Source organism: Streptomyces sp. NBC_00203, from assembly GCF_045206325.1.
Lineage (GTDB): Bacteria > Actinomycetota > Actinomycetes > Streptomycetales > Streptomycetaceae > Streptomyces > Streptomyces lutosisoli.
This window is the reverse complement of sequence record NZ_CP108126.1, coordinates 8,832,091-8,845,764: the sequence shown is the minus strand read 5'-3', so window position 1 is coordinate 8,845,764 and position 13,674 is coordinate 8,832,091. Positions and strand designations below refer to the sequence as shown.

The 13,674-nt window shown below is 69.5% G+C and carries 13 protein-coding genes and 3 pseudogenes; 9 read left to right on the top strand and 7 right to left on the bottom strand.

The genetic code is table 11. The features are described 5' to 3' along the window. Window positions 1–27: 27 nt before the first annotated feature. Together OG975_RS39290 and OG975_RS39285 are read right to left on the bottom strand one after the other, a co-directional pair. Window positions 28–1,161: pseudogene (locus tag OG975_RS39290) on the bottom strand (adenosine deaminase); the annotation flags it as partial. Window positions 1,162–1,235: 74 nt separating this feature from the next. Continuing rightward, window positions 1,236–1,490, bottom strand: coding sequence for a helix-turn-helix transcriptional regulator (locus OG975_RS39285; RefSeq protein WP_330308521.1), 255 nt, complete (start codon window positions 1,488–1,490; stop codon window positions 1,236–1,238). A 32-nt stretch (window positions 1,491–1,522) separates the two neighbouring features. Between OG975_RS39285 and map the strand changes: the two genes are divergently transcribed. Continuing rightward, a complete protein-coding gene (map, locus tag OG975_RS39280; RefSeq protein ID WP_406334263.1) occupies window positions 1,523–2,290 on the top strand; it encodes a type I methionyl aminopeptidase in 768 nt (255 codons plus the stop codon). 174 nt (window positions 2,291–2,464) lie between these two features. On the opposite strand, the gene ggt is transcribed toward map, so the two are convergent. Further along, the gene (ggt, locus tag OG975_RS39275) at window positions 2,465–4,267 is read right to left on the bottom strand and encodes a gamma-glutamyltransferase (protein WP_406334262.1); all 1,803 of its coding nucleotides are present in this window, start codon (window positions 4,265–4,267) and stop codon (window positions 2,465–2,467) included. A 104-nt stretch (window positions 4,268–4,371) separates the two neighbouring features. Between ggt and OG975_RS39270 the strand changes: the two genes are divergently transcribed. From OG975_RS39270 to OG975_RS39255, 4 genes and pseudogenes are all read left to right on the top strand, one after another. Then, on the top strand, window positions 4,372–5,133 hold the full coding sequence (locus OG975_RS39270; protein ID WP_406334261.1) for a hypothetical protein: 762 nt from the start codon (window positions 4,372–4,374) through the stop codon (window positions 5,131–5,133). Between the two features lie 51 nt (window positions 5,134–5,184). Next, window positions 5,185–5,391, top strand: a pseudogene (locus tag OG975_RS39265) (Ig-like domain-containing protein); the annotation flags it as partial. After that, window positions 5,391–5,528, top strand: coding sequence for a hypothetical protein (locus OG975_RS39260; RefSeq protein WP_406334259.1), 138 nt, complete (start codon window positions 5,391–5,393; stop codon window positions 5,526–5,528). The pseudogene OG975_RS39265 and the gene OG975_RS39260, both read left to right, overlap by 1 nt. A 226-nt stretch (window positions 5,529–5,754) precedes the next feature. Further along, a complete protein-coding gene (locus OG975_RS39255) occupies window positions 5,755–7,329 on the top strand; it encodes an alpha/beta fold hydrolase (protein WP_406334258.1) in 1,575 nt (524 codons plus the stop codon). 79 nt (window positions 7,330–7,408) lie between these two features. Here the strand turns inward: OG975_RS39255 and OG975_RS39250 are convergent. The 4 genes and pseudogenes from OG975_RS39250 to OG975_RS39235 all read right to left on the bottom strand — a co-directional run. Further along, window positions 7,409–7,870, bottom strand: a pseudogene (locus tag OG975_RS39250) (ABC transporter permease subunit); the annotation flags it as partial. Continuing rightward, window positions 7,843–8,109, bottom strand: coding sequence for a hypothetical protein (locus OG975_RS39245; RefSeq protein ID WP_406336803.1), 267 nt, complete (start codon window positions 8,107–8,109; stop codon window positions 7,843–7,845). The gene OG975_RS39245 and the pseudogene OG975_RS39250, both read right to left, overlap by 28 nt. A 17-nt stretch (window positions 8,110–8,126) precedes the next feature. Then, on the bottom strand, window positions 8,127–8,870 hold the full coding sequence (locus OG975_RS39240) for an amino acid ABC transporter ATP-binding protein (RefSeq protein ID WP_369263769.1): 744 nt from the start codon (window positions 8,868–8,870) through the stop codon (window positions 8,127–8,129). A gap of 134 nt (window positions 8,871–9,004) precedes the next feature. Continuing rightward, window positions 9,005–9,445, bottom strand: coding sequence for a DUF6278 family protein (locus tag OG975_RS39235; protein WP_406334256.1), 441 nt, complete (start codon window positions 9,443–9,445; stop codon window positions 9,005–9,007). 229 nt (window positions 9,446–9,674) lie between these two features. Between OG975_RS39235 and OG975_RS39230 the strand changes: the two genes are divergently transcribed. The 4 genes from OG975_RS39230 (at window position 9,675) to OG975_RS39215 (ending at window position 13,647) form a co-directional block, all read left to right on the top strand. Continuing rightward, on the top strand, window positions 9,675–11,054 hold the full coding sequence (locus OG975_RS39230; protein ID WP_406334255.1) for a radical SAM/SPASM domain-containing protein: 1,380 nt from the start codon (window positions 9,675–9,677) through the stop codon (window positions 11,052–11,054). A 59-nt stretch (window positions 11,055–11,113) separates the two neighbouring features. Next, a complete protein-coding gene (locus OG975_RS39225) occupies window positions 11,114–11,272 on the top strand; it encodes a hypothetical protein (RefSeq protein ID WP_158690554.1) in 159 nt (52 codons plus the stop codon). Between the two features lie 133 nt (window positions 11,273–11,405). Beyond that, window positions 11,406–12,926, top strand: coding sequence for a coproporphyrinogen-III oxidase family protein (locus OG975_RS39220; protein ID WP_406334254.1), 1,521 nt, complete (start codon window positions 11,406–11,408; stop codon window positions 12,924–12,926). 4 nt (window positions 12,927–12,930) lie between these two features. Beyond that, on the top strand, window positions 12,931–13,647 hold the full coding sequence (locus OG975_RS39215) for a hypothetical protein (protein ID WP_406334253.1): 717 nt from the start codon (window positions 12,931–12,933) through the stop codon (window positions 13,645–13,647). The last annotated feature ends 27 nt before the right edge of the window (window positions 13,648–13,674 follow it).

The window sequence follows — 13,674 nt, the reverse complement described above, 5'->3', positions numbered from 1 at the left end:
GCTGCGGCCGACGATGTCGGGCTCGCCGCTGCGCAGCCGCGCGTACCCCGGCCGGATGACGTCCTCGATGAGAGCGGTGCGCTCGTCCAGCGGCAGGAACGCGGACTCCATGGCGTCGACCGCGAACCGCTCCAGGTCGTCCAGGCCGTAGCCGAACGCCTCGACGAGATGGGCGAGTTCGCGGCTCATGCTGGTGTCGCTCATGAGCCGGTTGTCGGTGTTGACGGTGACCCGGAAGCCGAGGCGGGCCAGCAGCCCGAACGGGTGCTCCGCGTACGAAGGGGCGGCGCCCGTCTGGAGGTTGGAGGTCGGGCAGAGTTCGAGCGGGATGCGGGTGTCGCGTACGTAGGCGGCCAGGCGGCCCATCTTCACGCTGCCGTCGTCCGCTTCCTGGATGTCGTCGGCGATGCGCACGCCGTGCCCGAGCCGGTCGGCGCCGCAGCACTGCACGGCCTCCCAGATGGACGGCAGGCCGTACGCCTCGCCCGCGTGGATGGTGAAGCGGTTGTTCTCGCGCTTGAGGTACTCGAAGGCGTCGAGGTGCCGGGTGGGCGGGAAGCCGTCCTCGGCGCCCGCGATGTCGAAGCCGACGACTCCCACGTCGCGGTACTTGTTGACGAGCTCGGCGATCTCGCGGGATCCGGCGGCATGCCGCATCGCGGTGACCAGGGCGCCGATCCGGATGCGGTGACCGGCCGCGGCGGCCCGTCGCTCGCCCTCGCGGAAGCCTTCGAGGACGGCCTGGACGACCTCGTCGAGGGTGAGGCCCTTGGCGGTGTGCAGTTCGGGGGCGTGCTTGACCTCGGCGTAGACGACGCCGTCGGCGGCGAGGTCCTCGGCGCATTCGGCGGCGACCCTGACCAGTGCCTCGCGGGTCTGCATCGCGCCGACGGTGTGCGAGAAGGTCTCCAGATAGCGCTCCAGCGAACCGGAGTCGGCGGCCTCACGGAACCAGGCGCCGAGCTCGGCGGCATCGCTCTTGGGCAGGGCGTCGTATCCGGTCTCGCGGGCGAGTGCGAGGACGGTGGCGGGCCGCACACCGCCGTCGAGGTGGTCGTGCAGCAGCACCTTGGGTGCGCGCCGTATCTGTTCCGCGGTCGCTACGGCGGGGCCGGTCTGATCCGAAGTGGCCGCAGCGGGGCGGTCGTTGGTGATCGACATGGCCGGAGATTAGTGACTACGCGCGTAGACGACAAGGGGTATTCCACCAGCTGGAAACCCATGCGGTTCACATGTCACGCCACCTGCGCCAACGCACACCGCACGACGAGGTCGTCCATCGACAGTCCGAGCGCCCGCGCCAGCGCCGCCACCGTGAAGAAGGCGGGGGTGGGCGCCCGTCCGGTCTCGATCTTGCGCAGCGTCTCGGCGGAGATCCCGGCCACCGCCGCGACCTCCGCCATGCTGCGGCCACCACGCGCCTTGCGCAGCAACTGGCCGAGCCGCTCGCCGCGTTCGCGCTCTTCGGGGGTCAGGGGAGTACGTACCATGCCACCATTCTAATACCGGTATAGTAATTGGCATGGTGGAACTCAAGACAGACACATCGATCGACGAGATGTACGTGGCGGGCCAGGTCGTGGGCCGGGCGCTCACGGCGGTACGGGAAGCGGCCGACGTCGGCGTCTCACTCCTGGAGCTGGACGAGGTGGCGCACCAGGTCCTGCGCGACGCGGGCGCGAGCTCCCCCTTCCTCGGCTACCGGCCCTCCTTCGCGCCCACCCCGTTCCCCGCGGTCATCTGCGCCTCGGTGAACAACGCGATCGTGCACGGCATCCCGAACGGCTACCGGCTGCGCGACGGCGACCTGGTCTCCATGGACTTCGGCGCCGAACTGGGCGGCTGGGTGGGCGACTCGGCGATCAGCTTCATCGTGGGCGAGCCGCGCGCGGCCGACGTACGTCTCGTGGAGACCGCCGAGCGCGCCCTCGCGGCGGGCATCGCGGCGGCCGTCGTCGGCAACCGCATCGGCGACATCGCGCACGCCATCGGCACCGTCTGCCGCGCGGCCGGGTACGGCATCCCGGACGGCTTCGGCGGCCACGGCATCGGCCGCCGCATGCACGAGGACCCGGGCGTCCCGAACGAGGGCCGCCCCGGCCGCGGCCTCCCCCTCCGCCACGGCATGGTCCTCGCCATCGAGCCCATGCTCATCGGCGGCGGCACCGACGGCTACCACGCCGCCCCCGACGGCTGGACCCTCCGCACCAACGACGGCTCCCGCGCGGCCCACGCGGAACACACGGTGGCGATCACGGACGGGGGGCCACGCATCCTGACGGCGCGCTGACTCCCGGCCCGTTCACTCCCTCGGCGCGCCCTCCCCTGCCCGCAAGGATGGCGCACGGCACTGACCATCGGGCGGGCAGGCCCTGAGCTGCCGGGACGCCGCCCGCACGACCACCTGTCACTACGCCGCCCGCACGACCGCCGGTCGCTACGACGCCGGCACGACCGCCGGTCGCTACGACGCCGGCCGCACCACCATCGCCGAGCCGCCGCCGCGGCGCACCTTCTCCGCCGCCGCGAGCCACTTGCCGTTGGGCAGCCGTTGCACGCCGGTCGCCGCGCCGATCTCCGCGTTCTGGCGGAAGCCGTGGCCGAGGGACTCCAGTTGGGTCTTCAGCGTGCTGGTCCACAGGGCCGGTTCGAGTTCGGTGGTGGTCTGGTTGCGCTGGCTGGCGCGGGGCGCGGCGATCGCGTCCACCAGTGGCAGCCCGCGGTCCAGGAACTCGGTCAGCGTCTGCAGCACGGTCGTGATGATGGTCGCGCCGCCCGGCGAACCGAGCGCCACCACCGGCTGATTGTTGCGGTCGAGCACGATCGTCGGGGAGATGGACGAGCGCGGCCGCTTGCCGGGGCCGGGCAGGTTCGGGTCGTGGACGTCGGGGCTCGCGGGCGTGAAGGAGAAGTCCGTGAGCTCGTTGTTGAGGAGGAAGCCGCGGCCCGGGACGGTGATGCCGCTGCCGCCGGTCTGCTCGATGGTCAGTGTGTACGCGACGACGTTGCCCCACTTGTCGGCCACCGTCAGATGGGTGGTGTTCTCGCCCTCGTACGTCGTCGGGGCGGCAGTGCCGGCGGTGGAGCAGGCCGCGGGGGCGCTCGGGTCACCCGGCGCCAGCGGGCTCGTCAGCACCGCGTCGTCCTTGATCAGGCACTCCCGCGAGTCCGCGTACTTCTGCGAGAGCAGCCCCTTGGTGGGTACGTCCTCGAAGGCGGGGTCTCCCACCCAGCGCCCCCGGTCCGCGAACGCGATCCGGCTCGCCTCGATGTAGCGGTGCAGGTACTGGACCTCGCTCGCCTTCGAAAGGTTGGTCTTCTCAAGGATGTTGAGTGCCTCGCCGACCGTGGTTCCGCCCGAGGAGGAGGGCGCGATCGAGTAGACCTTCAGCCCGCGGTACGAGGTCCGCGTCGGCGCCTGAAGCTTCGCCTCGTACTCCGCCAGGTCCTCCAGGGACAGCTTGCCGGGGCGGGCGTTGTAGCCAGAACTCGGCTCCACCGGCGGCTTGTTCACGGTGTCGACGATCTCCTGGCCGAGGTCGCCGTCGTAGATCGCGTCGGCGCCCTGCTTGCCCAACTCCTCGTACGTGCGCGCCAGATCGGGGTTCTTGAAGGTCGTGCCGACCACCGGGAGCGCGCCGTCCGGCAGGAACAGTTCGGCGGTGTCCGGGAAGTTCTTGAAGCGGGCCTGGTTGGACTCGGTCTGCGAGCGGAAGGTCGGGTCGACCGTGAAGCCGTCGCGGGCGATGCGCTCGGCGGGCTTCAGGACGCTGCCCAGCCGCTTGCTGCCCCACTCGTCCAGAGCCGTCTGCCAGGTGGCGGGCGTGCCGGGGGTGCCGACGCCCAGCCCGCTGGTCACCGCGTCCGCGAAGGCGAGCGGCTTGCCGTTCTCCAGGAACAGTCCGGAGTCGGCGGTCAGCGGTGCCGTCTCGCGGCCGTCGATCGTGTGCACCGTACGGGACTTGGCGTCGTAGTAGACGAAGTAGCCGCCTCCGCCGACGCCGGACGAGTAGGGCTCGGTGACGCCGAGAGCCGCCGCCGTGGCGACGGCCGCGTCCACGGCGTTGCCGCCCTTCTTCAGGACCTCGATCCCGGCGGCGGAGGCGTCCGCGTCGACGCTCGCGACGGCTCCGCCGTACCCGACGGCGACGGGCACCTTCTCCGCCGCCTGGGTGGCGGGTGCGGCGGGTGGCGCCGCCGCGCCGACCGACACCACCGCGGCCGAAACCGCCAAGACCGCCAGATTCCGCGCAAGAGGGCGACGCATCCGTACCTCCAGTCAACAGCCGTCCGCGCAGCGTAACTTCACTGCCATGCCCGCGTCAGGACCCCCTCGAACACCGGTCCGTACTGCCGCTAACATGCGCGCCCATGAATGACGACGTGCGCAACATCGTCCTCGGCGTGCTCGCGGCCGGCATCAGCGCCGCGCTCGGCTGGCTCGCCCGTACGTATCTGTGGAAGCGGAAGCTGCAACGCAAGCAGGCGTTCTTCGGGCTGCCGGAGAACTCGGAGTCGCTGCTCGTCGTCAACCGCGATCCCGCGACCTCCGAACCGGCCGTCCATCGCTTCGACGTGTTCGCGCTGCTGGAGCTCTCCGCACTGATCAAGGACTGCGGCGCTCACGTCCAGGTGGTCACTCAGGACACGGCTCAGCAGGGCTTCGGCGAGCGCACGGAGTTCTGCGTGGGCGGTCCCGGCTCGAACCGACGCATGGTGGCCCATATGCAGGCGATGCTGCCCGGCGTACGCGTCAACGTCGACCCGGAACCGGGCCCGGACCGGGGCGCCTTCCAGATCGGCACCGAGCACTACCGGCTGGAGCCGGGTGTCACGGAGTATGTCCTGCTGGCCCGGCTCACCGTCGGCCAGCACCGCCAGACACGCCCCGTGTTCCTGTTCTGCGGCCAGCGCGCCATCACCAACCAGGCCGCCACCCGCTACCTGGCCCGCAATCACGAGCGCCTCGCCCGCAAGCACGGCAACAACACCTTCGTCCTGCTCCTGAAGGTGATCAATTCCCAGGCTTACGGCCCTGACGTGGTCGAACTCGTCGCGGACGTCACCCGGATCACGCAGACCCCGCTGCCCACACCCGCGCCGCCACGGAACTCGCATCGGGCGAACTCGTAACGACCCCTATCAATATGATCTAACCAGCACAGGCCAACCCAAGGGGGCGGCTCCCCCTCCACGGCGGACACGGTGGCGGACAAGCCGCAGCCCAAGGCGAGCCCGGGCAAGCGGCAGGCGAAGCCGTTCAGGCCGGACAAGGTCAACAAGCTCACGCTCGCCCCCGGGAAGGAAACCACGGTCGGCGTCGCGCAGCCGCTGTCGATCGTCTTCGATCACCCGGTGAAGAACAAGGCGGCGGTGGAGCGACGCCTCAGGTGACGCTGGTGGTCCAGGTCGGCGACCCGTTCGTGGTGACGGGCAGCGGCTCGAAGGGAAAGCCCGCAGCCGGGAACGGGTACGGCGAGTGGAACATGTCGTGGGCCGACTGGCAGGCGAAGAGCGCACTCCCGTAGCGGCCAAGGCAGGCACGACCACCGCCGAGACACCCCCGACGCATACTTCCGCGCGCTCCGCTAGAGCCCTCACGCACACGGAACGCACACTTCGGGGCGGCCATTGCTCACGAAATGAACACTTCAACAATCGTTACTCGCACGTAACTTACCGACGGGTTACTTCGGGTAAGTGATCAAGGTTACCGTCGGGTCACTTTGCACTGACACGAGTGAGGAGTGACCCGTGGGACACGGTCGCAACGCCCTGCGCACGTCCGCCGTCGGTGCCGTCTCCGCGACGCTGATCGCCACCGCCGGCCTCGGTCTGGCCCCGGCCGCCCAGGCCGCCACCAGCGCGGCGAGCATCCGCTTCGTCGACATCTCCGGAGACGGCGGCACGATCCTCAAGGCCAACGTCGTCATCCCCGCGGGCGCCGACGGCACCCGCGACTACCCGCTCATCGTGCTGCCGACCAGCTGGGGCCTGCCGCAGGTCGAGTACCTCGCACAGGCCCAGAAACTCGCCGACTCCGGCTATGTGGTGGTCAGTTACAACGTCCGCGGCTTCTGGCAGTCCGGCGGCGAGATAGAAGTGGCGGGCCCGCCGGACGTGGCCGACGCGTCCAAGGTGATCGACTGGGCGCTGGCGAACACCCCGTCCGACGCACGCAAGGTCGGCATGGCGGGGGTGTCGTACGGCGCCGGCATCACCCTGCTCGCCGCAGCGCACGACAAGCGGATCAAGGCGGTCGCCGCACTCAGCGGCTGGGCCGACCTCATCGAATCGATCTACTCGGGCCGCACCCAGCACGCCCAGGCGGCCGCCCTGCTGGACGGCGCCGGCACGCTCACCGGCCGCCCCAGCGCCGAACTCCAGCAGATATTCAAGGACTTCTTCGCCTCCGACCTCTCCAAGGAACAGGAGATCCTCGCCTGGGGGAAGAAACGTTCCCCCGAGACCTACATCGACCAGATCAACACCAACGGCGCGGCGATCATGCTGGCCAACGGCTGGGGCGACACGATCTTCTCGCCCAACCAGTACGCCAAGTTCTACGAGAAGCTGACCGGGCCCAAGAGGCTGGAGTTCCGCCCCGGCGACCACGCCACGGCCGAGCTGACCGGACTGTTCGGGCTCCCCAACGACGTGTGGACGGACACGGGCCGCTGGTTCGACCACTATCTCAAGGGCGAGGACAACGGCATCGACCGCGAGCAGCCCGTCCAGCTCAAGCCCCGCACCACGGGTGCCTACGAGGGCTACCCGGACTGGAAGTCGGTCGGCGCGACCACCAGGAAGATCGCCCTCGCGGGCACCACCACGATCCACACGAACGTCGACTCGGGCGCCGACGGCGGGATCATCTTCCTCTCCAGCATCCTCGACCAGCTCGCCCAGCTGCCCCCGGTGGCCTCCATCCCGCTGCTGCCGCGCTACTGGGCGGCCGTGTGGCAGTCGGAGAAGTACACGAGCGCCCAACAGGTGCGCGGCACCGCCGCGTTGCACACCACGGTCACACCCACCAAGGAGAGCGGCACCTTCGTCGCGTACCTCTACGACGTGGGCCCGCTCGGCCTCGGCAAGCTGGTCAGCAACGCGCCGTACACCTTCCACGGGCGGACGCCGGGCAAGCCGTTCGGCGTCGACCTGGAGCTGAACTCCACGGCCTACGACGTCCCGGCGGGGCATCGACTCGCCGTGGTCGTCGACACGGTCGACCCGCTCTACATCGAGCACAACCCGTCCGGCGCGCAGCTGACCTTCTCCTCGCCGGAGCACGACCCCTCGTATGTGTCGGTGCCCCTGCGCGAGCAGTGATCTCCGGCTGCCGCCGGCCGGGTCTGGCCCTGCGAGCCGCTGCTCCCCCTACAGTCTCGGGGCTGTGGGGGGGGGGACCCCCACCCGGCAGCAGCGTCCCTGGTTCGGCCGGTGCCACGCCCACGGCCTCGGTCTTGGGACTGCGCCGCTCCCACCGGGACACCCACTGGGCGAACCAGGAGAGCAGCATGCACATCCCGATGTAGATCGGTGAGATCACCATCACCACGGGGATGAACGGCAAATCGTAGTCGAGGTTCGACGCGATGAGCTTCCCGACGTGGAGGAACTCCTCATAGGTGATCAGATAGCCGAGCGAGGTGTCCTTCAGGGCCACCACGAGCTGGCTGATGATGGCGGGCAGCATGGCCCGCACGGCCTGCGGTACGAGGACGTACGTCATGACCTGGGTCTTGCGCATGCCGAGAGCGAACGCGGCTTCCCGCTGGCCGCGTTCGACGGCATTGACGCCCGAGCGGAAGACCTCGGCGAGCACCGAGCCGTTGTGGAGCGTCAGCCCGGCGACCAGGGCGGGCAGCGGCCCAGGTACGGCTGGTCCTCCTTGGCGCCGACGGTGAAGCAGCCGCGTTTCTCGGCCCGCTTCCAGGTGGGCGAGCCGGGCAGCTGAAGGCCTTGTGCCACTTGGTAGTTGGGGAGTTTCTCGGCGGGCGGTCCCTTGGCGGGCGGGCTGCCCTCCTTGCCGCAGGCGGCGGAGGCGGCGCTGGCGATCAGTGCAGCGAGCGCCGCGAGGGCACGGCACACACGTGTCGTACGGATCATGTGGTGCGCTCCCCCGCTCAGTGCTTGAGGATCTTGGAGAGGAAGTCCTTGGCGCGGTCGCTGCGCGGGTTGGTGAAGAACTCCTCGGGGGTGCGGTCCTCGACGATGCGCCCGTCGGCCATGAAGACGACGCGGTTGGCGGCGGAGCGCGCGAAGCCCATCTCGTGGGTGACGACGACCATGGTCATGCCGTCGCGCGCGAGTTGCTGCATGACCTCCAGGACCTCGTTGATCATCTCGGGGTCGAGGGCCGAGGTCGGCTCGTCGAAGAGGAGCGCCTTGGGGTCCATGGCGAGGGCGCGGGCGATGGCCACGCGCTGCTGCTGTCCGCCGGAGAGCTGCGCGGGGTACTTCGGTGCCTGGCTGGCGAGGCCCACCCGGTCCAGGAGTTCGCGGGAACGCTTGTCGGCCTCGTCCTTCTTGCGGCCGCGGACCTTGATCTGGGCGAGCGAGACGTTCTGCAGGACCGTCTTGTGGGCGAAGAGATTGAAGGACTGGAACACCATCCCGACCTCGGCGCGGAGCTTGGCGAGGCTTTTTCCTTCTTCCGGGAGCGGCCGGCCGTCGAGCTTGATCGTCCCCGACTCGATCGTCTCCAGACGGTTGATCGCCCTGCACAGTGTCGATTTGCCGGACCCCGACGGGCCGATGACCACGACCACCTCCCCCTTGCCGACGGTGAGGTTGATGTTCTGCAGAACATGCAGCTCCCCAAAGTACTTGTTCACGTCATGCAGCTCGATCAACGGATCGACGGCCATGCCCTGCCCTACCCACTCTCAGCTGTGCAGCGGTTGCCGCAAACTATCCAGACAAGAACGGACTTAATGCTCGACACGCACTTTTCGGGCATTAGCCGTATTTACGACGGCTGGGCTGCCGTTGGGGTCGCCGACTAGGCTTCGGCGACCTCCGCATAGAACTGGGAGAGTTCGGGCGCACCACTGGACGCCCAGGCGTGACCGCCCGCGACCACGTCGATCTCACGGCCGGAGGTCAGCTTCACCACGGGCTGGCCGTTGGGCCAGATCTCCCAGGCCGCACCGAGGACCGTACGCACGATCACCGTGCCGAGATAGAGCCCCGCGTCGTTGCCGAGCCAGGGCAGGCTCTCCTCGTCGTCGCGCCAGCGCGGGAGCAGTTGGTCCAGGGCTTCCAACGAGGCTACGGAGTCGTCGAGTTCGACTCCCGCCTGGTGCGCCTGGGAGCGCAGCAGCTCGCACTCGGAGAGCAGTTCGGCGATGCCCTCGGGGTCGCTCTCGCCGTCGGAGAACACCGCGACGCCGAAGGCGAGGCCGCGCTTCTTGCGCCAGTTGCCCAGGAAAGGGATGTTCATCCGCCCAGCGTGTCACCCACCGCGCCGGTCGCACCACAGGCGCGCAGAGTCGCCTGGTCACCGCGGGCCGCGGCGCCCCGGCCGTCCCTTCCCCGTACCGCCCGCCGGCCCTGCGCGCGCGGCACACCTTGCCAAGGTTATTCATCCTCCGTAGAGTTCAACACGGCATGAGTTCAACATCCGTTGACTTGCATGTTCCGCCATCCCATGACCAGGAGAGGCAGGGCCCGTGCAGAAGATTCCCTTCCAGGTGAACGAGGGCGGGATCGTCGCTCTGCTGCCGAACGGTCATGTCGAGTTCCTCGCCGCGTCCGCACGGGAGTTGATCGAGCGTCACAACTCCGGACGGGCGGTGGCCACCGCCGAGCTGATGGCCCACGCGCTCGTCGATCCGCTGGTGACGCTGGACCGGTTCCATCTGCCCGCCCCGGCCATCGCGTTCGTGGAGACCACGAACCTGTGCAATCTGCGCTGCCGCCACTGCTACGCCGACTCCGCGCTCAAGCGGCCCGACGAGATCTCCACGTCCCGCGTCAAGCAACTCCTCGACGACTTCGCGGAGATGGGCGTGCTCCAGGTGTTTCTGACGGGTGGTGAGATCTTCTCGCACCGCGACGCGGTCGAGATCATCCAGCACGCCCGCAGCAAGCCCTTCAGCACCCAGATCTTCACCAACGGCCTGCTGGTCACCGAGGAGAAGCTGGCCCGGATCCCGGCAGGGCAGTCGTTCTTCATCAGCTTCGACACCGCCGACCCCGAGCGCACCGTCCGCGGCAAAATGGACTTCCCCAAGCTCCAGCACGCCTTCGAGATGATGCGCAAGCACGGGCACGTGTTCCGCACCGCCATCTCCGTCCACCGCGACAACATCCAGGACGCCGAGGAGATCTTCGAGTGGTGCGCGGAGCGCGGGTACCCCCGGCCCCAGTGGCTGGAGACGCACCCGGTGGGCCGGGCGCTGCTCCACCCGGACATGCTGCTGCGCCCCGAGGACGTCGACGAGGTCTTCGCGGTCTACCAGCGGTGCATGGACCGGTACTCCACCGAGCCCGACCAGGAGCCGGCCGAGACCCCCACCGGCCCCGCCCGGCGCGCCGCCGACGAGATCCGCGGGGTGGACACCATCCAGTTCTGCCAGCGCCTGGAGCGCGCGGTGGGCCAGGAGAAGTGCGGCCGCTCGGTCGTCTACGTCAACAGCCGCGGTGACGTGTACCCGTGCAGCAACTGCATGTCGGGGCAGCTCTACAAGGCGGGCAACACGACGGAGAAGCCGTTCGCCGAGATCTGGGAGCACGGCTTCGACGAGTTCCGTGACATCCGCTTCAGCGACCACTCGGTGTGCGGCTCCTGCCCGGTGGCCGCGGAGGACATCTGGTGCCAGTTCCGGTGCCCGCCGCTGGCCAAGAACATCACCGGCGACCCGAGGGGCTGCGGCGCCACCGAGTATCTGCAGGAATTCACCCTGCGCTCCGGCCGCTACTGGCGCGCCCGCAAACAGCGCAACGTACGACTGACCCTGACACCCCGTCAGTCGACGCCGGCCGGCCCGCCGGGCTCCACCCCGGCCGACGCGCCCGGCCCCATCCGACTCCCGCTCCCGACGAAGTGAGCGGGTCCCTGTCCCACGGCGGCGCGACCGTTGCCGCCTCCACCGAAGGGAAGACAGCCATGCCCGAAGAGAAGAAAGTCATCCGCATTCATCTGGAGCCGGGGCAGGAGGGCGTGACCCTGAGCGCCGTCGGAGCCGCCTCTGCCACCGCGCCCGCCGAGACGCTCGTGGAGGCCACCAACATCACGGAGGCCACGGTCATCGAGGTCGAGGTCTGACCTCACGCCTTTGCCGGCAGGTGACGAAGCGGTGTACCACTTCCCGGCCCGTTGAGGGGCGGGCCGGGAAGGCCCGCCGGCGGCAAAGGCTCGCTCGGCATCCGTTCTTCCCGATTCAGGAGACGAGGTCGCGATGAGCAAGACGGCTGCTTCGGCCGGCACCACAGCACTGCGCCCCGGCACGGGAACCGCACTGCGCCCCGGTACGGAAAACGCGCCGCGCCCGGGTACCGGACTCGCGCGGCTGCTCAGCGAGAACCCCGCGCTGCGGATCGGCCAGGACGACTACAACATCAACGTGACGGCCAACTACGGTGAGCAGCTGTCGACTTCACAGGTCGCCGACGCGCTGCGCGGCCATCCGGGAGCCGACCGCCCCGCACATCTCTACTTCCATGTGCCGCTGTGCGCGTACATCTGTCACTTCTGCAACTACGTCAAGCGCAAGGTCGCGGACGGCCCCGAGGGCAAGGCCGCGCCACGGATCTGGACCGACCTGCTGCTCGACGAGTCCGGCCGGCGCCTCGCCCACTCCCCCTGGCTCGCGCGCTCCTCGATCGAGTCCGTCTACCTGGGCGGCGGTACCGCCTCGCTGCTCGGCACGGAGCAGTTACGGCGGCTGACCGACCACATACGCGCCCGCTACACCCTCGCCGACGACTGCGAGATCTCCCTCGAAGGCAACCCCGACAACTTCCAGCACGACGAGCTCGCCGAGGCCTGCGCGATCGGCTTCAACCGGTTCAGTGTCGGAGTGCAGTCGCTGCAGAGCGAGGTCAACGCGTTCGCGGGGCGCGGCCACGACGCGGCCATGTCGCTGCGGGCCATCGACAAACTGCGGGCCACCGGGAAGCCGTTCAACGTCGACATGATGTTCGGGCTGCCCCACCAGAGCACCGCCACGGTCGCCGACGACATCCGGCGGCTGATCGACCTCGACGTCCCCACCATCACCATCTACCGGCTGCGCAACGCCGACCGGGCCAAGATGGGCATCGGCAACCGGGCGCTGTGGAACGTGGAGAGCGTCAAGACCCGGCTGCGCGAGCAGCACCTCTTCCCCTCGCTCGGCGAGACCTACGCGATGCGCGAAGCCATCGTGGAGCTGCTGCTCGACGGCGGCTACCACCCGAGCCCGTGCGGCTGGTGGAACCGGCCCGGCGTCTACCCCGACGGCAACATCCCCCGCGTCTCCCGCAACAAGTGGCAGCGCCACGACTCCATGATCGCGTACGGCCCCGGCGCGTACGGCTGGCTGACCGGTGACGACGACACCGTGGTGCAGACCCACAACATCGCCGACATCGCCGGGTACGCGCGCCGGCTCAAGGAGGGGCCGGGGCTGCCGCTCGCCTCCGGACGGCGGCTGGCCGGCTACCAGGCGATCGGCATGGTGCTCGGCTTCGCGTTCAAGGCGAACCAGCCGATCGACGCGGGCCGGTTCCGGCGGCGGTTCGGCGTCGAACTCTTCCGTGACGAGCCGTTCGCGGCGGTCTTCGCCGAGCTCAGGGACCGGGGGCTCGTCGAACCGGTGCCCGGCACCTCGGAGAGCGTCGTACCCACGCTGGACGGCGAAGCGCTCCACGAGGAGATCATCAGCGTCTACTTCCACCAGCGCGTCGGCGGCTTCGCCGAGGCCGTCTGCCACAGGTGATCCGATGAACGTGCATCAGCGCACCCAGTGGCGCGGGGACCCGGACGGGACGCGGTACCGCACCCGGCGGTCCTTCCCGGCCGGTCCGGCGAACGCCACGGTACTGCTGGCCGGTCCCGGCAGCGTCTCCGTCCTGGACGGGGAGGGCCGCGACGACCGACTGCTCGGCGAGCTGACCGGGCGGCTGGTGGCCCGGGGCGCGCAGGTACTCACATGCGACATGCCTGTCCGGGAGCCGAACTCGCCCTCGACGGAGGCCGATCAGCTCGCCCGCGCCGGGCGCCTGTCCCACCTGCTCGACGCCCACCAGCACGTGCTGGTCCGGCCGCTCGTCCTGGTGGGCTTCTCGCTGGGCGGGCTGGCCCTGCTGCACCTGCTGCGGTCCGGCCGGCCGGCCCGCACGGACACGGTGGTGCTCGTGGGCACGGTGATCGAGGAGGACGCCTTCCTGACGTCGCGTGTCCCCTCCCTCGACCTCGTGTACGGCGGGTTCGACCTGGTCGGATACGTGGCCGACGCCGACGACGAAACCCTGCCGCCCGCCGTGTTCGCGCCCGACATGTACGGCGAGTGGTCGGCGCGCCATCTGGTCGGACGGAACTCCATCGACGTCCGGGTGCAGCTGCTCGAAGGCCTCGGGCACACGCTCCAACCGTGCGGCAAGGGTCCCCACGGGGACGCGGTCTCGGCGCTCACCTCCCTTGTGGGAGCGACGAAGTGACGACACGTCAGCAAAGCAGTGCGTCAG